Origin of the sequence: Pseudorhizobium banfieldiae (assembly GCF_000967425.1) — a bacterium.
Lineage (GTDB): Bacteria > Pseudomonadota > Alphaproteobacteria > Rhizobiales > Rhizobiaceae > Neorhizobium > Neorhizobium banfieldiae.
This window is the reverse complement of record NZ_FO082820.1, coordinates 1152517-1172967: the sequence shown is the minus strand read 5'-3', so window position 1 is coordinate 1172967 and position 20451 is coordinate 1152517. Positions and strand designations below refer to the sequence as shown.

The following is a 20451-nucleotide window of genomic DNA, read 5'->3' as shown; positions in this document are numbered from 1 at the left end:
AAACGCTTCCCGAAGCGGCTCTCCCTGTAATATGGCGCGCTGATTTCCAGAGACAGCGGCAGCATTGCCGGCCTATGCTCGCTTGCTCCACCGCACGGGGAGCGAGTCGCGCAGCACGTCTCCCGAAAGTCCTCCATGAGCCAGATCCGTCCGCTGATTCCCCTGCTCGTCACCGCCGGGATCCTCATCGGCGGCAACGGGCTCCAGGGCACATACATCGCCCTGCGCGGCTCCTACGAAGGCTTCTCGCCTTCCCTCATCGGCATGATCGGCGCCGGCTACAGCGTCGGCTTTGCCATCGGCTGCATCTACGTCACGAGGCTGCTGCGTGAGATCGGCCATATCCGCACCTTCTCGGCCATGGCCGCGATCGGTGCATCCTGCTCGCTGGCGATGTCGCTGATCATCGATCCGACCTTCTGGTTCCTGATGCGCTTCATCATCGGAATTGCGGTGGCGAGCCTGTTCGCGACGGTCGAAAGCTGGATCAACGCCAAGGTGACGAACGCCAATCGCGCCCGAACGCTCTCCATCTACCGGCTCGTCGACCTCGGCTCGGTGACGGCGGCGCAGTACATGATCCCGTTGGCGGGCATAGAGGGGACGGTGATCTTCAGCATCATCGCGATCGCCATGACGCTCTCGCTGGTGCCGATCTCGCTTGCCGACCGCTCGAGCCCGACGCCGCCCGAGGCGATCCGCTTCGACCTCAAGGCGGTCTGGCGCATTTCGCCGCTCGCAGTTGTCGGCGTCGTTTGCGTAGGCCTGGCGATGGCCGCCTTCCGTAACATCGGGCCGATCTACGGCGAGGCAATTGGTATGAGCATCACCTCGATCGCCACCTTCATGAGCGCCGGCATCATCGGCGGCGTCGTGCTGCAATATCCGCTCGGCGTCTATTCCGACCGGCTGGACCGACGCACCGTCATCCTGTGGACGACCATCGGCTCGATCATCACGGGTGCCTATCTCTCCTTCGGCGCGGGCACGAGCGAGACCGCAAACATCATCGGCGTCTTCCTGTTCGGCGCCTTTTCGATGCCGCTCTACTCGCTCTGCTCCGCCCACGGCAACGACTACGCCAAGGATGGCGAACACGCACTCGTCTCGGCCGGACTGCTCTTCTACTGGTCGGTCGGCGCAACGGTCGGGCCGCTGCTCGCCTCGCTGCTGCTCGAATATTACGGCCCGGACGTCTTCTTCATCTATACCTCGGTTATCTTCGCGGGGTTTGCGGTCTTCACGCTGAGGCGAATGGGGACGCGTCCGCCGGTGCCGCCGGAGGAGCGGCCAAGGCGTTTTCGCGCGCTGCTCAGAACTTCGGCCTACTTCAACAAGCTCGCCGCGCCACCAGACAAGGAAGACCGCCGCTGATTTGCGGGGTTATATTGACATATCGGGTCGGAAGGAGAAGGAAGGCTGAGCCCTTTATCTCTCCATTGTTGTGACCGGACCTGATGATCGAAACGACTGCTGCCCTCGAAGACGCCTGCGCCAAGCTCGCCCAATCGGACTTCATCACCATCGATACCGAGTTCCTGCGCGAGACCACCTTCTGGCCGCAGCTCTGCCTGATCCAGATGGCTAGCCCGACGATGGAGGTTCTCGTCGATCCGCTGGCGAAGGGTCTCGACCTCAAGCCTTTCTTCGAGCTGATGGCCGATAGGAAGGTGATTAAGGTCTTTCATGCGGCGCGCCAGGATATCGAGATCATCCATCACCTCGGCAATCTTGTGCCGCATCCGATCTTCGACACGCAGGTCGCGGCCATGGTCTGCGGCTTCGGTGACAGTGTCTCCTATGACCAGCTCGTGCAGCGCACCACCGGCGCTCATATCGACAAGACCTCGCGCTTCACCGACTGGAGCCGGCGGCCGCTTTCTGACAAGCAGCTGGAATATGCATTGGCGGACGTGACGCATCTGCGCGACGTCTATGCGGCGCTGAAGGCTCAGTTGGAACGGGAGGGCCGCGCCGGCTGGCTGACGGAGGAAATGGCGATTCTGGAATCGGCCAATACCTACGACATCCACCCCGACGATGCCTGGCTGCGGCTGAAGGCGCGGCTCCGCAAGCCAACCGAGCTTGCGATCGTCAAGTTCGTGGCGGCATGGCGCGAGCGGGAAGCGCGCAGCCGAAACGTTCCGCGGTCGCGGGTTCTGAAGGACGATGCGATCTACGAAATCGCCCAGCAGCAGCCGAAGGATACGGACGCGCTCTCGCGGCTGAGGACGATCCCGAAGGGCTGGGAACGATCCGCCTCGGGAACCGCGGTCATCGAAGCGGTCAATTCCGCACTTACATTGCCGAAGGCAGAGATGCCGCATGCCCCGAAGCCGACGCGCTCTCCCGAAGGCACCGGTGCTGCCGTCGAACTTCTCAAGGTGCTGCTGAAGCTGATTTCCGACAAGGAGGGTGTCGCCGCCAAGGTGATCGCCAATTCCGACGATCTCGAGAAGATCGCCGCAGAGGGCGAAGGCGCCGACGTGGCTGCGCTGCATGGCTGGCGGCGCGAACTGTTCGGCGACACCGCCTTGAAGCTGATCTCCGGCGGCGTTGCACTGCGCTTCGTGGACAAGAAGGTCGAGGCGGTGGAGCTCTAGGCGATGTCCCCTGCCCTGACCGCCGAGATTGCACAGCGTTTTGCGGCTATCGCACTCGGTCACGTGCGGCGGGAATATCCGAACAAGCCGGGGCATGTGCTGGCGGGGCCGGAGGATGCGCGCACGCCGCGAGAGCTGCATCCGATCTTCTACGGCAGCTTCGACTGGCATTCCTGCGTGCACGGCTATTGGATGCTGGCGCATCTCCTGCAGCGCTTTCCGCAGATCGAGGCGGCGCCAGCCATCCGGGCGCTGTTCGACGCGCAACTGACGCCGGACAATGTGGAGGGGGAATGCGCCTATCTGGCCGCGCCGGAGGCCCGCGGCTTCGAAAGGCCCTATGGCTGGGGCTGGCTGCTGAAGCTTTCAGCGGAACTCTCCCTGCACACGCATCACGCCTGGTTCGATACGCTCCAGCCGCTGGCGGATGCCTTGGTCGCGCGGTTCGAGGATTTTTTGCCGATTGCCACCTATCCAGTTAGGGTCGGGACGCATTTCAACACCGCATTCGCCCTGCGACTGGCTGCCGATTATGCGGAGGCAACGGGGAATGGAGCGCTGTTCAGCCTGCTGTGCGAGACGGCATTGCGCTGGTACGGCACTGACGAGAACTGCCCGGCCTGGGGCGAGCCGTCCGGCGACGATTTCCTCTCCTCGGCGCTGGTCGAAGCCGAATGCATGCGCCGGCTGATGCCGCAAGACGACTTCCTTGGCTGGTTCGACCGCTTCCTGCCTCAGATCGAGGCCGGACAACCGGAGACGCTGTTCAGTCCAGCCCGCGTCTCCGACCGGTCGGACGGCAAGATCGCCCATCTTGACGGCCTCAACCTCAGCCGCGCCTGGTGCTGGCGAGCGCTGGGCAAGGCGATCCCAGAGGACGATCCGCGCCGATCGATGATGGTTGCGGCTGCCGAGGCACATCTCGCCGCCGCCCTTCCCCATGTCGCCGGCGACTACATGGGCGAGCACTGGTTGGCAAGCTTTGCGACGCTTGCCCTTGAGGCGTAACCGTCCATGCCTTCAGGCGTGGAGCTTCGCGCCCCTGGTGATCTTGTCGGCGATCTTCTTCACTGCCCGCAGCGCGACGCCGACGACCTTTTTGCGTTGTCCGAAGAAAGCTTTCCGAGAACATCGCGGTTTAGCGAGCGGGTCTACCCGTCGCGTCGGGCCTATTCGAACCGGAAGGCCAGCCGCTTGCCCGTGAGCTTTGCGAGCTGCTGCAGGCGGCCGTCGAGACGCTCGCCGGCGAAGTTCGCGTGCTCGGGCGGGACCACGAACTCGAGGTCGAGGTCGGGCGACGACGAAGGTCGGAAGGACAGGCTGTTGACGATGCCGGGCATGGAGGCGGAGAAGAGGTAGACGACCCGCAGCATGCCCCCGAGGAGCTTGGCGAGATCCTGCAGGCGTGGGCCGGCAATGGCCGCCAGAGGCTCGGAGGCGCCATCATCCTGCAGCCCCTCGAAGCGGTGATAGTTGGCAAGCGCAAGATAGGCCCGACCCGGATGGGTGATGCCGACCAATGACGAATGGGCAATGAGGTTCAGCGCCTGCGGCCCGCGATAATCCGGATGGGCGCGCCAGCTGATATCGGCGAGCAGGCAGGCAGCCTGTCGGTAGCGGCTCTCCTGCTCGGTCTCTTCGATGCCGAAGAGCGAGACCATCCGCCCCGTCCAGGCCGCGAGTTCACGCGCATGTTCGGGTGAGCGGGCGCGCAGGATTGCCAGTTGGTCGGCGGCGACCAGCAGAGGGTCGGAGGCCTTCTCCTCCTCCGAGAGCAGCGAATAGAGATAGCCTTCGCGCACGCCCTGGGCGGAGAAGAGGATGCGGCCAGGCTTCATCACCCGCAGGACCTCCTGCATGGCAACGGCGCCGAAAGGCAGCAGGGCGCGGCGGTTTTTCGAGACGGCCTGCCAGGACGGATGCTTGCTGTCGCCGGACACCACCGTATCAAGGAAGGAGGCCATCTCCTCGTAGCTGACCTCGTAGCCCTGCATCATGTGCAACGGATACCCGGTCATTTCCATGTGCAGCTTGGCAATGTTTCGCCAGGTGCCGCCTACGGCATAGAAGGTCCGTCCCTCCCCCTTCTTCAGGAAGGACGCCCGCGCGACATTCTCGGCGGCGATCGATCTTGCTTTGTCGATCGACTGGCCGGAGGTTTCGGAGAGCCGCAGGCCGCCGAGAGGAAGGGTGATTCCACGGCCAACCTGCTCACCGCGGATATCGATGAGCTCGAGCGAGCCGCCGCCGAGGTCGCCGGCAATGCCATCCGGATCATGGAAGCCGCTGATGACGCCGTAGGCGGAATAGAGGGCCTCTTCCTCGCCCGTCAGCACCTGGATCCTGCAGCCGAGGATTTCCTCGGCATCGCGGATGAATTTGTCACCGTTCGACGCCTCCCGTGCCGCGGCTGTCGCAAGGGGATAGATGTGCGTGGCGCGGGCCTGCTCGGAAAGTGCCCGGAACCGCCGCAGCGCCGCCAGTGCTCTCTCGACTGCTGTCGGATCCATGCGGCCGGTGGAGGCAAGGCCCTTGCCGAGCCCGCACAGGACCTTCTCGTTGAACAGCATCGCCGGCGAGCGCGACAAACCCTCGTAGATCACGATGCGTACGGAGTTGGAGCCGATGTCGACGACGGAGACGGGAGCGATGCCCGGCAGCCGGCCCTGCGCTTCAGATCTTACCATACGGCCTTTTTCTCGGCTTAGTTCCTGCGCCCGGACATCAGGCCGGCAATCAGTTTCGGAGCACTTGAATTGAGAGCTTCACCACGACCGGAAAGGCTCGGATTGGTCATGAAATACTGTTGCGCGTTAAAAGGTTCCTCGCCCGGACGCACTTCGATGCGCCTGGACGTGCCGTCGGGCAATATCTCGTAGCTCTGCTGGTTGTCAATCAGGTTGCCGAGCATGATCTGCGAGAGCACCTGCTCGTGGACGGTCGGGTTCAGGAGCGGTACGAGCGTCTCCACCCGGCGGTCGAGATTGCGCGGCATCATATCAGCGGAGCCGATGTAGACGAGCGCCTTGTCGGACGGCAGACCGTAGCCGTTGCCGAAGCAGAAGATGCGGCTGTGCTCCAGGAAGCGGCCGACGATCGACTTCACCCGGATATTGTCGGAAAGACCCGGCACCTGCGGGCGCAGGCAGCAGATGCCGCGGACGACGAGGTCGACATCCACGCCGGCGGCGCTCGCCCGATAGAGTGCGTCAATGATCTCCGGATCGACCAGCGAATTCATCTTCATCCAGATCGCCGCCGGCGCGCCGTTCTGTGCGTGGACGATCTCCTCCTCGATGTGGCGAAGGATGCGCGGGCGCAGCGTATAGGGCGAGACCGCCAACTTCATGCTGTCTTCCGGCTCGCCATAGCCGGTGATGAAGTTGAAGACATTCGCCATGTCGTGGGCAATCTTCGGATTGCAGGTGAAGAAGGATAGATCGGTGTAGATCTTCGCCGTGACGGGATGGTAGTTGCCGGTGCCCAGGTGGCAATATGTCCGGAGCTTGCCGTCCTCGCGGCGAACGACCATGGACATCTTGGCGTGCGTCTTCAGCTCGATGAAGCCGAAGACAACCTGAACGCCCGCGCGCTCCAGATCGCGTGCCCAGCGGATATTCGCTTCCTCGTCGAACCGGGCCTTGAGTTCCACAAGTGCGGTCACGGACTTGCCGGCCTCCGCGGCATCGATCAGCGCCCGGACGATCGGGCTGTCGTTGGATGTGCGGTAGAGCGTCTGCTTGATGGCCAGCACATCCGGATCGCGCGCCGCCTGCAGCAGAAACTGCACGACCACATCGAAGCTCTCGTAGGGATGGTGGACGACCATGTCCTTCTCGCGGATGGCGGCAAGGCAGTCACCGGCATGCTCGCGCACGCGTTCCGGAAAGCGCGGATTGAACGGCTCGAAGCGCAGGTCGTCGCGCGGAGCCTTGGTGATTTCCGAAAGCGTATTGAGGGCCAACAGCCCCGGAAGAACCGCAATACGATTGTCCGGAACGCCAAGCTCCTGCACCACGAACTGGCGCAGTTCAGGCGGCATTTCGGAATCCGTCTCGATCCGGATAACCTTGCCGCGGCGGCGGCGCTTCAGGGCCGTCTCGAAGAAGCGGACGAGGTCCTCGGCCTCTTCCTCCACCTCGATATCGCTGTCGCGGATGATGCGGAACGTACCCGCGCCCTTCACCACGTAGCCGGGGAAGAGGCGGTTCGTAAACATCCCGACGACGTCTTCGAGGGTGATGTAGCGGATGGCCGCTCCCTCGTCGGGCAGGCGGATGAAGCGGTCAAGCGTCGGTGGAAGGCGGAGCAGCCCGGTCATAGGCTCGCGGCCGTGCAGGCTTTCAAGCTGCAGCGCGATCGAGAAACCGAGGTTCGGAATGAACGGGAACGGATGGGCAGGGTCGATGGACAGCGGCGTCAGCACCGGGAAGAGTTCGTCATCGAAGGCATTGGCCAGCCAGGTGCGGTCGTCACCGGAGAGCGCGGCCGGTCGAACGATCAGGATGTCCTCGCGAGCGAGGTACTGCTGCAGGACGGCGAGAGAGGCCTGCTGTTCCATCTGCAGGTTGTCGATCTCCTGCAGGATGGCGTCCAGCTGTTCGGCCGGCGTCTTGCCGTCGGGGCTGCGGATGACGATACCCTGGCGCACCTGGCCCTCGAGGCCGGCCACGCGGACCATGAAGAATTCGTCGAGGTTGGCTGCCGAGATGGACAGGAAACGCACCCGCTCCAGCAAAGGATGGGCGGTGTTCAGCGTCTCTTCGAGAACGCGACGATTGAACTGCAGCCAGGAAAACTCGCGGTTGATGAAGCGATCGGGACTCTGGAGCAGATCCTCGGTGACAGGTGCCATCCCTTCCTGCCCATGCGGTTCCGTCGTCACGTCCATTCCATCGCCCCCAAGTTATTCTCCGGCCGATATTACAGTTTGGCGACGGAACTATGACAGTCAATCATCCTCGACAGTATTTCCGACCTCGTTCAGCACTTCTGCCGCGAGTTGCCGCGTGATCCGCGTCCCGCGACCAAGTGCCAGGCGATCGAGCCGATCGACGATCGTCTGTGCAGCAGCCAGCGAGCGTTCCATCCGGGTAACGATATAGCCGACAAGCTTGTCATCAATGTAAAGCTGCCGGTCGGCGAAGAGCTTGACGATCACCTGCGCAAGCAGCTCCTCGTCCGGCTCGCCGATTTCCACCACCGTTGCCGCCTTGAGGCGCGAACGCAGGTCGGGAAGCGTCACGGGCCAGGACATGGGCCAGAGGCGCGAGGTAATGAGCAGGCTGTGGCCGTTCTCGCGCACGCTGTTGATGACATGGAACAATTCCGCGTCATCGAAGCCCTGCCGTTCGGCATCCTCGAACAGCACAGGGCCGTGGGCGGCCGCGGCCGACGATCCAGAACCCGCCTGTGGATGAATGGGTGTCGCACCACTCTTTTCCCTCCAGATGGCCGCGAGGTGCGACTTGCCGGAACCGACGGGTCCCGCCAGAATGACGACGGGTGACGGCCAGTTGGGCCAGGCATCGATGATTGAGACGGCCGCGCTCAGACGTTCGGAGACCAGCAGGTCGTCCCGCCCGGTGGCGGCATCATAGGGGAAGGAAAGCGGCAGCTGCTCATGGCGGCGCCGGTCTTTCTCGGTCTGATCAATCATTGCTGTCCCGGGAATGCTCCAGTACCTGCGGCGGCTCCTGCCAAGGAAGCGCGGCCCTGCGGCCATAGTAGAGGTCGCTCTCAAGATACCGCGACAGCGCAAAGCGGACAAGCACGCCGACCACAGCGGCGGCGGGTACGGCAATCAGGAGGCCGACAAAGCCGAAGATGAGGCCGAACGCAAACAGGGCGAACATGAGCCACACGGGGTGGACGCCGATCCGCGAGCCCATCAGCTTCGGCTGCAGGATGTTGCCCTCGATGAACTGACCCGCGAAGAAAACGGCTGCCGTCGCTATGATCCAGGTGTAATCGGGCCAGAACTGAACCAGTGCTACCCCCACGGAGAGAAGCAGCCCTACGAACGAACCGATATAAGGGATGAAACTGATCAGCCCTGCCGCGAAGCCGATGAGCAGTCCGAAATTGAGCCCGATCAGGGACAAGCCGATGGCATAGAAGGCCCCAAGGATGAGGCAGATGGAGCCCTGCCCGCGAACGAAGCCGGCGATGGCATTGTCCATGTCGAGCGCGAGCCGACGGACCGTAACAACCTGATCTCTTGGAACCCAGCTGTCGACCCTGGCAATCATCTTGTCCCAGTCGAGCAGGATATAGAAGGCCACGACCGGCGTGACGACCAGCAGCGAGACGACGTCGAGCAACGTTTTGCCCGAAGCCCATATCTGGCGAAGCAGGCCGGTAATGAAGCCCGCCCCTTCCGACATCACGTTGGAGAAGTTCTGCTTGGCCGTCTCGATCTGCGTGCTCAGCCAGTCTGGAAGGAAGGCGTCGGGGGTGGCGATCAGCTCCTGCAGGCGGGTGACATAGGCTGGAAGTGCCGCGGCGAATTCGTTCAACTGGCTGACGATCACGGGAATGATGATCATCAGCGACAGAACGAAGACAAGGACGAAGCAGATAAGGATCACGACGCTTGCCATCATCCGGCTCAAGCCGCGCCGCTCCAGCCAGTCGGCGACGGGGTCGAGGAAATAGGCAAGCGCCATGCCGGCCACGAAGGGCAGCAGGATCGAGCGAAACGCCCACAGGAAGACAATGAACACGATCAGCGCCGCCAACCAGAAGAGGATGTGACGGCGCAGGCTCGCTCCGCTGATGTGGTAGGGCATCGCCGTCTTCCCCGGTGGTTGGCCGCAGTCTGGACACCGATAGGCTGGCGCCGCGTCGACGGTCAAGTCCATCGACCTCCCTTACCCGCTATCCCCTGCCAAGGCTGGCGAAGTGCTTGCATAAGCCCGCAACCCGTGCAATGGCCCTCGAAGCTTAGCGAGCGGAGACAGGCGATGAGCGAGACAGGCAGGAACGGCCTCACCTATAGCGATGCCGGGGTCGATATCGATGCCGGAAACCTGATGGTCGAGAAGATCAAGCCGGCCGTCCGTTCGACCCGCCGGCCCGGCGCAGACGGCGAGATCGGCGGCTTCGGTGGCCTGTTCGATCTGCGTGCCGCCGGCTTCATCGACCCCGTTCTGGTCGCCGCCAATGACGGTGTCGGAACCAAGCTCAAGATCGCCATCGATGCCGACCACCACGACACTGTTGGAATCGACCTCGTCGCCATGTGCGTCAACGATCTTGTCGTGCAGGGTGCCGAGCCGCTTTTCTTCCTCGACTATTTTGCCACCGGCAAACTCGATCCGGACCAGGGTGCGGCGATCGTCCACGGCATCGCCGAAGGTTGCCGGCAGGCAGGGTGCGCGCTGATCGGCGGCGAGACGGCGGAAATGCCCGGCATGTATGCCGGCGGCGACTACGACCTGGCCGGATTTGCCGTCGGTGCGGCCGAGCGTGGCCAGTTGTTGCCGGTCGGCGATATCGCAGACGGCGACCTCATCCTTGGGCTGACCTCATCCGGTGTCCATTCGAACGGCTTTTCGCTGGTGCGCAAGATCGTCTCGGTGTCAAAGCTCGGCTGGGAAGACGCCGCACCGTTCGCGGACGGCAAGAAGCTCGGCGAGGCGCTGCTGACGCCGACGCGCATCTATGTCAAGCCGCTGCTCAGGGCAATCCGCGAGACGGGCGCGATCAAAGCACTGGCGCACATTACCGGCGGCGGCTTCCCTGAAAACATTCCGCGCGTGCTGCCGGCCAACCTTGCAGCGGAAGTCGATCTCGACTCAATCCCTGTAACGCCCGTCTTCTCCTGGCTCGCAAAAACGGGCGGCGTCGAGGCGAAAGAAATGCTGCGAACCTTCAACTGCGGCATCGGCATGATCGTCGTGGTGGCTGCCGAGAATGCCCAGGCCGTTACCGACGTCCTGTCCGCAGAGGGCGAGGTCGTGGTGCCGCTCGGCCGGATGGTGTCTCGTGCGGAAGGTGGACCCGGTGTCATCTACCAGGGCACGCTTGCCCTATGACCCCGGCCGAGAGCCACAGCCGGAAACGCGTCGTCGTCTTCATCTCTGGCGGCGGCTCAAACATGCTGACGCTGGCGAAGGCCTGCGAGGCGCCGGAGTGGCCGGCAGAGATCACCTGCGTCATCTCCGACAAAACTTCCGCCGACGGCTTGGCAAAGGCCGAGGCGCTCGGGATCCCGACGAAGGTCTTCGAGAGGAAGGCGTTCGCGAGCAAGGCTGAGCATGAAGAGGCAATCCTCGCAGCGCTCGCCGAGATCGGTCCTGACATCATCTGCCTTGCCGGCTACATGCGGCTCCTCTCCGCCGACTTCACCCGCCGGCACGAAGGGAATATCCTCAACATCCACCCTTCCCTGCTACCGCTCTTTCCCGGCCTACACACCCACCAGCGCGCCATTGACGCAGGCATGAAGATCGCCGGCTGCACCGTGCATTACGTGACCGAGGGAATGGACGAGGGACCGATTATTGCACAGGCGGCCGTTCCGGTGCTGGCCCAGGATACGGCCGAGACGCTCGCCACGCGCATCCTGACGGTAGAGCATCAACTCTATCCGCTGGCGCTGAAGTTGGTGGCGGAGGGCAAGGTGCGGATGGAGGATAGGCGCGCTGTGACGACGCCGGGCGCTGCCACGGCGCTTGCGGAACAGACGCTGATCTCCGGCGGGCTCTGAGGGTTCGGGGACGCCTACAGTCTTTCCCGGTTCAGTGCCGCCCACTGTAGGAGCATGATCGTCTTGCCGTCGCAGATCTCGCCGGTGCCGATCATGGCCAAGGCATTGTCGAGCGGGATTTCGAGAACCTCGATATCCTCGTGCTCCTCGTCCAGGCCACCACCGTCATGCACCTGGTGGCTGAGGTCGATGGGTGCGTAGAAGAAGTGGATGCGCTCGGTGACAGCGCCGGGCGACATGAAGCACTCGAAGAGGAAGCGGACGTCGCGTACTTCGTAACCGGTTTCCTCGACTGCTTCACGACGGATCGCTTCCTCCGGGTGGTCGCCATCCAGAAGGCCGGCCGGAGTCTCGATCACCCAACCGGAATGGCCGGCCACGTAAGCTGGCATCCGGAACTGCTTGACGAGAACGACGACCTGCCGCTGCGGATCATAGAGAAGGATCGTCGCGCCGTGTCCGCGGTCATAGCATTCGCGCGAGAGACGGTGAACTTCGCCACGGGAGTTCGTGTAGTCGAAGGTCACCTTGCGCAGGTGGTACCAGTCGTCCGAGAGCGTCTTGTCCTCGACGATCTCGACCATTGCATTCTCCAGTTTGCTCATGCGATATCCTTGCGCAGCCAGACGCGATTGTCATGAAAGGCCGCACCCCCATAGGGAGCGACGGCGTCGGCGCCGGTGAGAACGTTGATCCCCTCTCCGTCGAGATGCGCTTTGTTGGGCCAGAGACCCTCGGCGATCAGCACACCCGGTTTGGCGCCGGGCACAACGCGCGCATGCAGGCGGATCTCGCCGCGCGTGTTGCCGAGGCGGACGATGTCGCCATCGAGGATCCCAAGGCGAAGCGCGTCGGATGGTTCTATCATCACTTCCGGCCGGCCTTCCTTCTGGGCGGAGGTCGGCGTTTCGGCAAAGGTCGAATTGAGAAAGTTTCTGGCGGGCGACGTTGCCAGCCGGAAGGGATGCTCGGCATCGGCCTCCTCGATCACCGGGACGTAGTCGGGAAACCTCGGCAGGGCCGCCACCGGGCCCATGGGTCCGAGGCTCTTCGGCGGACGATTGGGCGACGGGCCGTTCTCCCAATCGGGGCTGAAGCGGAATTTCCCGTCCGGATAGCCGAAGCCCCTGAGGTAATGCGCCGTCTCGAAATCCGGCTGCGCATCGATCCAGCGCTGCAGGGTCAGGCTGTCGTAGCCGGGCCAACCGCTGGCGGCGAGCATGCGGTCGATGTGCTCGCGTTCCGATAGACCGAAGCCCGGGAAATGCGAGACGCCAAGGCGCTTGGCCAGTTCCTCGATAACGAAAAGGTTGGGCCGCACCGTATCCGGCGGCTCCACAAGCTTCGGGCCAAGCAGGATGTGGTTCTGGCCGCCGGCGCGATAGAGGTCGTCATGCTCCAGGAACATCGTTGCCGGCAGCACGACGTCGGCCATCTCGGCCGTCTCGGTCAGGAACTGCTCGTGGACGGCGACGAACAGTTCATCATGTGCAAACCCCTGCTTCACGAGGCGCTGCTCCGGCGCGACGTTGACGGGGTTGGTGTTCTGGATCAGCAGCGCCGTCACCGGTCCGCGGTGGCGCAGCGCGTCGGCATCCCCCGTCAGCACGCGGCCGATCTGCGACTGGTCGAGCATTCGGATGTCGGGATCGGCATAGGCCGTGCCCATCAGCTCCGATTTGTTCAGGCGGAAGATGTCGCCGTTGTTGTGGAAGGCGCCGCCGCCCTCGTACTGCCAGGAACCGAGGACCGTCGCGACCGACAGCGCGGCGTGCATGGAGACCGTGCCGTTGCGCTGGCGCCCGAAGCCGTAACCGAGGCGGAAGAAGGTCTTCTTCGTGGTGCCGACGAGGCGGGCGAAGGCTTCGATTTCCTCCACCGTCAGGCCGGTAATGGCGGACGCCCATTCCGGCGTCTTCATCCTGAGATGAGCCTCAAGCCCGGCCGGGTCATCGGCAAACTTCGCCATGTACTCTCGATCGGCATATCCGTCGCGGAAGGCGACATGCATGACGGCGCAGGCAAGCGCCGCGTCGGTACCCGGCTTCAGGATCAGGCCCATGTCGGCCTGCTTCATCGTCGGGTTGTCGTAGATGTCGATGACGACGATCGGAGCGCCGCGCTCCTTACGCGCCCGCACCGCATGGGTCATCACGTTGACCTGGGTGGAGACAGCATTCGTCCCCCAGATGACGACGCAGTCGGACTTAGCCATCTTGCGCGGATCGGGCCCCCGCAGCGCACCGGTACCCATGACGTAGCCGGTCCACGCCATGTTGGTGCAGATAGAGCCGAAGAAACCGGAATATTTCTTGGCGTGGCGCAGGCGCTCGATGGAATCGCGCTGCACCTGACCCATGGTGCCGGCGTAAAAATAGGGCCAGACAGCCTCCGAGCCGTGCTGCGCCTCCGCCTTGACGAAGGCATTGGCGATCTCATCGAGCGCCGCCTCCCAGGAAATCTCCTGCCAGGCCCCTTCGCCCTTGGCTCCCAGCCGGCGCTTCGGCGTCAGCAGGCGCTTCGGGTGGTAGATGCGCTCGCTATAGCGGGCGACCTTGGCGCAGATCACGCCGGCGGTATAGGTGTTTTCGGCCGAACCACGGACGCGGCCGATCCTGCCCTCAGCCGTGAGATCGACGTCCAGCGCGCAGGCCGAAGGGCAGTCGTGCGGACAGACGGTGTGGCCGACGCGCGTGACATTGGAGGCGGCTCTTGCCGCGATCGGGATCGCAAGGTTCATCGCTTTTCTATATGCGAAGGCTGAAGCCGCAAAAAGCGCGATCTGCGGCCTATCAAATTTATTCATCCGGGGCAGAAGCGGTCATGAACTATCGGCACATCTACCACGCGGGCAACTTCGCCGACGTGCTGAAGCATGCAGTGCTGGCGCGCCTCGTCCTCTACATGCAGAAGAAGGACAAGGCCTTTCGCGTGCTCGACACGCATGCGGGTATCGGCCTCTACGACCTCTCCTCCGAGGAGGCCCAGAAGACGGGCGAATGGCGAGAGGGGATCGGCCGCCTGATGGAAGCCGAGCTTCAGCCGCAAGTCGCGGAGCTTCTCTCACCCTACCTGTCGGCGGTGCGAAGCCTCAATCCTGACGGCGGCGTAAGGCTCTATCCGGGATCGCCGAAGCTCGCCCGCATGCTGTTCCGGCCGCAGGACCGGCTGTCGGCGATGGAACTCCATCCGGACGATCACAATCGCTTGGCGCGGCTGTTCGAGGGCGATTACCAGGTCCGCGTGACGGAACTGGACGGCTGGCTGGCGTTGGGCGCCCATCTGCCACCCAAGGAGAAGCGCGGGATCATCCTCGTCGACCCACCCTTCGAGGAGCCGGACGAATACGAGCGGCTGGTGAAGGGGCTGGCAGGCGCCTATCGCCGCTTCCCCGGCGGCACCTATTGCCTGTGGTACCCTCTGAAGAAGGGCGCGCCTATCAAGGATTTTCACCAGGCACTGCAGGATCTCGACATCCCGAAGATGCTGTGCGCGGAGCTCTCGGTACGCAGCGACCGGGAGACCACTGGGCTAACAGGTTCGGGCCTCATCATCGTCAACCCGCCCTTCACGCTGAAGGACGAGTTGCACGCGCTGCTGCCGGTGCTCAAACAGGTGCTGGCCCAGGATCGATTTGCATCGCAGCGCGCCTTCTGGCTCCGCGGAGAGACGCAGCCCGAAGAACGCTAGGGTTCGGCGCTCCGCCCGGCGCGGAACTGCGTCCTCTCGAAGACGAAAATCACTCCGAGCGCCATGGCAAAGGGGATCAGCAGGTAGAACAGCCGAAAGACGAGAAGAGCCGCGATCACATCGGCCGGGTCCATGTCCGGAAGTCCCATGACGAACACGAGTTCCAGTACGCCGAGCCCGCCCGGCGCATGCGAGATCAAGGCTGCCGAAAAGGACGCCAGGAAAATGCCGAGAACGACGATGAAGCCGGGATTGCCGGCCTCTGGAAGGGCAAAATAGATAATGCCTGCCGCGCCGATCAACTCTACCGGCCCAATGACCATCTGGGAGAGGACCACTTTCGGCGATGGATAGGTCAACTGCGTCGATCCTATTGTGATCGGACGGGGGCGCAGAAAACTGACCGCGACATAGATTCCTATCAGCACCAGAATTCCGTAGCCGGTGGCGGAGGAGACGCTAAGAGGGAAGCCCTCGCCGAAGCGATCGGTGATGTGCGGCTTCAGGATGAGGACCACGCCTGCCAGAAGCAGCGTGCCAAGTGCGAAGGTGAAGGAACAAATGGCAATAAGCCCGCCTATCTCACGCCCGCTCAACCCCTTGGACGAATAGGCACGGTAACGAACCACGCCGCCCGAGATGACCGATGCACCAATATTGTGGGAGAGCGCGTAGGTCGTGAAGGAGGTAACGGTAATAAACCACAGGTTCACCGACCGGCCGAGATGCATGAGCGCAATCCGGTCATAACCCGCGAGCGCCGCATAGGCGACGAGCGTCGAGAGCCCCGCGAGTACCCAGTGGGTGGGGGAAATTGCCGTCAAGCTATCCCAGACGTCGTCCAGAGAGAGCCCACGCAATTCCTTGTAGAGAAGCCAGCCACAAACGGCTATCGTCGCGCCGCCGACGACAGGCCACAAGTATTTTTTCAAGGTCATCCAGCTTTGCCGCTCTTCTCTCTCCCTCGAATGGTCCCAGCGAATGCAGGGCAGACACTGACTCGGGCACATTGAAGGGAATGATGTGATGGATCAACCTTTTCACATCCGACTGCTACCAATTGCTATCCTTCTGCTCTTTTCTTCCGCGGGTTTGGCCAGATCCCAGAGCTTCGACTTCTATGTCCTGTCGCTTTCCTGGTCGCCGACCTATTGCGCAACCCAGAAAGGCCCGAGCCGTTCCCCGCAATGCAGCGGTGATGAGGAATTCCGTTTCGTCGTCCACGGACTATGGCCGCAGCATGAACGCGGCTATCCCCAATACTGCCGAAGCCAGGAGCCGCAGCGCGTGCCGCGCTCTGTCGGAAACATCGTCTTCGACATCATGCCGTCGATGGGGCTGATCGGTCACCAGTGGCGCAAGCACGGCAGTTGCAGCGGGCTGACGCAACGCGGGTATTTCAGTGCAACCCGCCAGGCATTCGAGCGCATTCGAATCCCCCCGAAGGTTTCCGACGGTGAAGCACGCCTGACACTGCCGGCAGCGGAAATCGAGCGGAGTTTCGTGGCGGCCAATCCCGGCATGTCGACGAGCGGGATCGCCATCAGTTGCGAAGGGCAGCGTCTGAAGGAGATCCGCATCTGCCTGACAAAGGAATTTCGTTTCCGTGATTGTGCAGAGGTTGACCGTGGCGGCTGCCGCCTCGATCGGGTCGAACTGCCCCCCGCCGAATAAACGTTCAAGACAGCAAGGACCGCGCCATGAAGCTTCTTTATTCTCCAGCCTCCCCTTATGCTGCAAAAGTGCGGATGGCCGCCCGGCATGTCGGGATCGAACTTGATGCCGTGAAGGTGGAGACCGCGGCGGCGCCACCGGAACTGCTGGACAGCAATCCGCTGGGCAAGATCCCTACCCTGCTGCGCAAGGATGAGCCGCCGATCTACGACAGTGTCGCGATCATGCACTATCTCGACCGCCTGTCGGGCGGGAAGCTCTATCCCCGAAAGGACCCGAAGCGGGCCAATGCCGACGTGCTGGAGTCACTCTGCGACGGAATGATGGACAGCCTGCTCGCCATCATGAACGAGCGTCGCAGCAGGCCAGAGGAACTCGTCCACCAGCCCTGGATCGACAAGCAGTGGGGCAAGGTCAGCCGTGGGCTCGATTTCCTCGATGCGCACCTGCCCAAGACAGGCAGGAAGCTCAACGGTGGCCATTTCGCGCTCGCCGCACTGCTGAGCTATCTCGACCTGCGGTTTGCCGAGAAGAACTGGCGGGAGGGGCGGCCTGAACTCGCCGCTTGGCCCGCGGCCTTCCAGCAGCGATTTCCGGACTTCGATGTGCTGAAGACCAGCGCCTGACACGAAAATGCCGGCAGCCACGGCCGCCGGCATTCCTTTCTCGCAGTATGAGCGATCAGAACTTGACGCCGATACCGACCTTGACGCTGTGGTCGTCGTAACCGCTGGAAACGGAGGTGCCGCCGCCCAGATCATAGGTATCGCTGCCGAAGTCAGTGTAGCGATACTCGACGCGGGTGGTGATGTTGTCCGTCACCAGCGCCTCGACGCCTGCACCGACGGTGTAGCCGACGGCGGTCTTGTTATCGGATTCGCCGGTCGTCGTGTCGGTGAGCTTGTTGTCCTGCAGTGCCACACCGGCCGTACCGTAGAGAAGGAACGGGTTGAGGTCATAACCGACGCGGGCACGGACCGAACCGTTCCAGCCGGCCTTGCCTTCAACGCCCGGAGCGGCATCCGCTTCCTCGCCGTTGTAACCGGCATCAGCCTCGACGCCGTAAACGATCTGGCCGCTCTGCATGTTGTAGCCGCCGAACACGCCGCCACCGAACGCACCTTCGCGATCACCGTCGAAGCGACCCCAGTCATAGGCGCCGTAGCCACCGATATACGCGCCGCTCCAGTCCTTTACGGGAGCCGGCTGCTCATAGGCGACCGGGGCTTCCGGGATCTGCTCGACGGCATCAGCCGCATTGGCGGCCGAGAGGCCTGCGAGGGTTGCGGCCGAAGCCATCAGGGTTGCGATCAGAATACGCATAAAAACTCTCCTTTTTGCTGCGCCGGAATGTGTCGCGACGAGAATGCCGCAGGACTTGCTCCCGGCCCGCTGGAGACGAAGATGTTTGGGAAATGCGGACAAGAAAGAGCCGAACTATGAATTGATTGTGGCGCCGGAACGGCGAAACAGTGATGTTACATTGCGGCAACATACTGTTTTTTAACCATGATTTTACAACCCGACCCGAGACGCCAAAGAGCGCCCTCCTCTTCGCTCCATGCTGGCTTTTGTTCACATAATCGCAAGCAATTCTTCCGGCGAGAATCATCGCTTCGGATGGTCGTCTTTTATTGTCGGCCCTGAGGCACTACCTCTAGGCATTCACCAGGTCGCGATTCGAGGTCCGGGCTGCATGCCGTCGCGCCACGGCAATGCAGGCCAGCGGACGAAGAGGATGGGATGAGTTCAGCCAAGCTGCCGGATGGCGGCGTCCTTTATGATGAAACCGAAGATGACGAGGACGACGTCGCCGCTGCCGAGCCGCAGGTCGAGCGGGCACTCGGTGTCGACTGGAGCGAGGGCTGGAAGAACGAGAGCGGCCTGAAGGGCGCCGATCTGATCGCCGAATTCGTCAAGCACCTGCCGAATGCGCCCGGCGTCTACCGCATGTTCAACGAGGCCGGCGACGTCATGTATGTCGGCAAGGCGCGCAGCCTCAAGAAGCGCGTCGGCAATTACGCGCAGGGTCGCGTCCATTCAAATCGGCTGTCGCGCATGGTGCGCGAGACGACCCACATGGAGTTCGTCACGACGCGCACCGAGACCGAGGCGCTTCTGCTGGAGGCGAACCTCATCAAGCGGTTGCGCCCACGCTTCAACGTGCTTCTGCGCGACGACAAGTCGTTTCCCTATATCATGATCACCGGCGACCACCGGGCACCGGCGATCTTCAAGCACCGCGGCGCGCGAGCACGCAAGGGTGACTATTTCGGCCCCTTCGCCTCTGCGAGCGCGGTGGGCCGGACGATCAACTCCCTGCAGCGCGCCTTTCTTCTGCGAACCTGTACTGACAGCGTATTCGAGACCCGGACACGACCTTGCCTGCTCTATCAGATCAAGCGCTGCTCCGGTCCCTGCACCCACGAGATCAGCGACGAGGGCTATGCGGAACTGGTCCGAGAGGCGAAGGACTTCCTTTCCGGCAAGAGCCAGAATGTGAAGGCCGCAATCGCACGGCAGATGCAGGAGGCGTCGGAGGATCTCGACTTCGAACGTGCAGCAATCTACCGCGACCGGCTCGCCGCCCTCTCTCACGTGCAGAGCCACCAGGGGATCAATCCTTCCGGAGTCGACGAGGCGGATGTCTTCGCCATACATCACGAAGGCGGGCTTACCTGCATCCAGGTGTTCTTCTTCCGCACCGGCCAGAACTGGGGCAACCGGGCCTATTTCCCGAAGGCCGACCCGCAGATGTCGGGCGCCGAAGTGCTGAATGCGTTCCTGGCGCAGTTTTATGACGACAAGCCGGTGCCAAGGCATATCCTGCTCTCCGAGACGGTCGAGGAGCAGGAACTGCTCGCCCTGGCCTTCTGCGAAAAGGCCGGCCAGCGAGTGACCATTTCGGTGCCGCAGCGCGGTGAGAAGCGGGATCTGGTCGAGCATGTACTCGGCAACGCCCGAGAGGCACATGGGCGCAAGCTGGCAGAAACCTCTTCGCAGGCGCGGCTATTGAAGGGTTTCGCGGAGACCTTTGGCATTTCCTACGTCCCGCGGCGCATCGAAATCTACGACAACTCGCACATCATGGGCACCAATGCCGTAGGCGGCATGGTGGTGGCGGGGCCCGAAGGCTTCGTGAAGAACCAGTATCGCAAGTTCAACATCAAATCGACGGAGATCACCCCCGGCGACGATTTCGGCATGATGCGCGAGGTCATGACGCGCCGGTTCTCGCGACTCATCAAGGAGGAAGGCATTCCGGATCGGACGCAGATCGGTGCGGAAGACGCGGACGCCCCCTTCCCCGCATGGCCGGACGTGATCCTGATCGACGGCGGCCAAGGGCAGATGACGGCGGTGCGGGCGATCCTCGACGAGCTCGGCATCCGCGACGTGGTAACCGCAATCGGTGTTGCCAAGGGCGTCGATCGCGACGCCGGGCGCGAACGCTTCTTCGCCGACGGGCGCAGTGATTTCTCGCTGCCGCCGCGCGATCCGGTGCTCTACTTCGTGCAACGCATGCGCGACGAAGCACACCGCTTCGCCATCGGCTCCCACCGGGCGCGCCGCAAGAAGGAGATGGTCAAGAACCCGCTCGACGAGATCGCGGGGATCGGTCCAGGCCGCAAGCGCAAGCTGCTCCAGCACTTCGGCACGGCAAAGGCTGTTTCCCGTGCCGGCCTCAACGACCTGATGGCGGTGGAAGGCATTTCGGAAACGGTCGCGCGGATGGTCTATCACCACTTCCATGAGAAGCAGCCGGGCTGA

The 20451-nt window shown here is 62.9% G+C and carries 17 protein-coding genes; 9 read left to right on the top strand and 8 right to left on the bottom strand.

All coding sequences use genetic code 11. The annotated features are described in order from the left end of the window. The first annotated feature begins 135 nt into the window (after nt 1-135). From NT26_RS05635 to NT26_RS05625, 3 genes are all read left to right on the top strand, one after another. On the top strand, nt 136-1374 hold the full coding sequence (locus NT26_RS05635) for an MFS transporter (RefSeq protein WP_052637826.1): 1239 nt from the start codon (nt 136-138) through the stop codon (nt 1372-1374). Nucleotides 1375-1457: 83 nt separating this feature from the next. Then, complete coding sequence (rnd, locus tag NT26_RS05630) at nt 1458-2603, top strand: ribonuclease D (RefSeq protein ID WP_052637825.1); 1146 nt, start codon at nt 1458-1460, stop codon at nt 2601-2603. 3 nt (nt 2604-2606) lie between these two features. Continuing rightward, complete coding sequence (locus tag NT26_RS05625) at nt 2607-3611, top strand: DUF2891 domain-containing protein (RefSeq protein ID WP_052637824.1); 1005 nt, start codon at nt 2607-2609, stop codon at nt 3609-3611. A 161-nt stretch (nt 3612-3772) separates the two neighbouring features. Here NT26_RS05625 and ppx read toward each other — a convergent pair whose 3' ends face one another. The 4 genes from ppx to NT26_RS05605 are packed head-to-tail and all read right to left on the bottom strand — an operon-like array spanning nt 3773 to nt 9394. Next, nucleotides 3773-5290 (bottom strand): exopolyphosphatase, encoded by a 1518-nt coding sequence (gene ppx / locus NT26_RS05620; protein ID WP_052637823.1) that lies wholly within the window; start codon nt 5288-5290, stop codon nt 3773-3775. A gap of 17 nt (nt 5291-5307) precedes the next feature. Next, entirely contained in the window at nt 5308-7494 is a 2187-nt protein-coding gene (locus NT26_RS05615; protein WP_052637822.1) for an RNA degradosome polyphosphate kinase, read from the bottom strand. Between the two features lie 60 nt (nt 7495-7554). Then, the gene (gene hdaA / locus NT26_RS05610; RefSeq protein ID WP_052637821.1) at nt 7555-8262 is read right to left on the bottom strand and encodes a DnaA regulatory inactivator HdaA; all 708 of its coding nucleotides are present in this window, start codon (nt 8260-8262) and stop codon (nt 7555-7557) included. Then, the gene (locus NT26_RS05605) at nt 8255-9394 is read right to left on the bottom strand and encodes an AI-2E family transporter (protein ID WP_052637820.1); all 1140 of its coding nucleotides are present in this window, start codon (nt 9392-9394) and stop codon (nt 8255-8257) included. Before NT26_RS05605 ends, hdaA begins: the two co-directional genes overlap by 8 nt. A 174-nt stretch (nt 9395-9568) precedes the next feature. Here NT26_RS05605 and purM point away from each other — a divergent pair, with 174 nt between their 5' ends. Then, nucleotides 9569-10642, top strand: coding sequence for a phosphoribosylformylglycinamidine cyclo-ligase (gene purM, locus NT26_RS05600; protein ID WP_052637819.1), 1074 nt, complete (start codon nt 9569-9571; stop codon nt 10640-10642). Further along, a complete protein-coding gene (gene purN, locus NT26_RS05595) occupies nt 10639-11316 on the top strand; it encodes a phosphoribosylglycinamide formyltransferase (RefSeq protein WP_052637818.1) in 678 nt (225 codons plus the stop codon). Before purM ends, purN begins: the two co-directional genes overlap by 4 nt. Nucleotides 11317-11330: 14 nt before the next feature. Here purN and NT26_RS05590 read toward each other — a convergent pair whose 3' ends face one another. Both NT26_RS05590 and NT26_RS05585 read right to left on the bottom strand, forming a co-directional pair. After that, complete coding sequence (locus NT26_RS05590; RefSeq protein WP_052637817.1) at nt 11331-11921, bottom strand: NUDIX domain-containing protein; 591 nt, start codon at nt 11919-11921, stop codon at nt 11331-11333. Continuing rightward, the gene (locus NT26_RS05585; RefSeq protein ID WP_152338580.1) at nt 11918-14056 is read right to left on the bottom strand and encodes a molybdopterin-containing oxidoreductase family protein; all 2139 of its coding nucleotides are present in this window, start codon (nt 14054-14056) and stop codon (nt 11918-11920) included. Before NT26_RS05585 ends, NT26_RS05590 begins: the two co-directional genes overlap by 4 nt. Before the next feature lie 83 nt (nt 14057-14139). On the opposite strand from NT26_RS05585, the gene NT26_RS05580 reads away from it, so the two are divergent. Continuing rightward, nucleotides 14140-15006 carry a 23S rRNA (adenine(2030)-N(6))-methyltransferase RlmJ gene (locus NT26_RS05580; protein WP_052637815.1) on the top strand — a complete coding sequence of 289 codons (867 nt, stop codon included), beginning with the start codon at nt 14140-14142 and terminating at the stop codon, nt 15004-15006. Here NT26_RS05580 and NT26_RS05575 read toward each other — a convergent pair. Next, on the bottom strand, nt 15003-15944 hold the full coding sequence (locus tag NT26_RS05575; RefSeq protein ID WP_052637814.1) for a lysylphosphatidylglycerol synthase domain-containing protein: 942 nt from the start codon (nt 15942-15944) through the stop codon (nt 15003-15005). The genes NT26_RS05580 and NT26_RS05575 overlap by 4 nt on opposite strands. Before the next feature lie 88 nt (nt 15945-16032). Between NT26_RS05575 and NT26_RS05570 the strand changes: the two genes are divergently transcribed. Continuing rightward, entirely contained in the window at nt 16033-16680 is a 648-nt protein-coding gene (locus tag NT26_RS05570) for a ribonuclease T2 family protein (protein ID WP_052637813.1), read from the top strand. 26 nt (nt 16681-16706) lie between these two features. Beyond that, the gene (locus NT26_RS05565; protein ID WP_052637812.1) at nt 16707-17306 is read left to right on the top strand and encodes a glutathione S-transferase; all 600 of its coding nucleotides are present in this window, start codon (nt 16707-16709) and stop codon (nt 17304-17306) included. Nucleotides 17307-17361: 55 nt separating this feature from the next. Here NT26_RS05565 and NT26_RS05560 read toward each other — a convergent pair whose 3' ends face one another. Then, nucleotides 17362-18003, bottom strand: coding sequence for an outer membrane protein (locus tag NT26_RS05560; RefSeq protein WP_052637811.1), 642 nt, complete (start codon nt 18001-18003; stop codon nt 17362-17364). A gap of 420 nt (nt 18004-18423) precedes the next feature. On the opposite strand from NT26_RS05560, the gene uvrC reads away from it, so the two are divergent. Continuing rightward, nucleotides 18424-20451 carry an excinuclease ABC subunit UvrC gene (uvrC, locus tag NT26_RS05555; RefSeq protein ID WP_052637810.1) on the top strand — a complete coding sequence of 676 codons (2028 nt, stop codon included), beginning with the start codon at nt 18424-18426 and terminating at the stop codon, nt 20449-20451.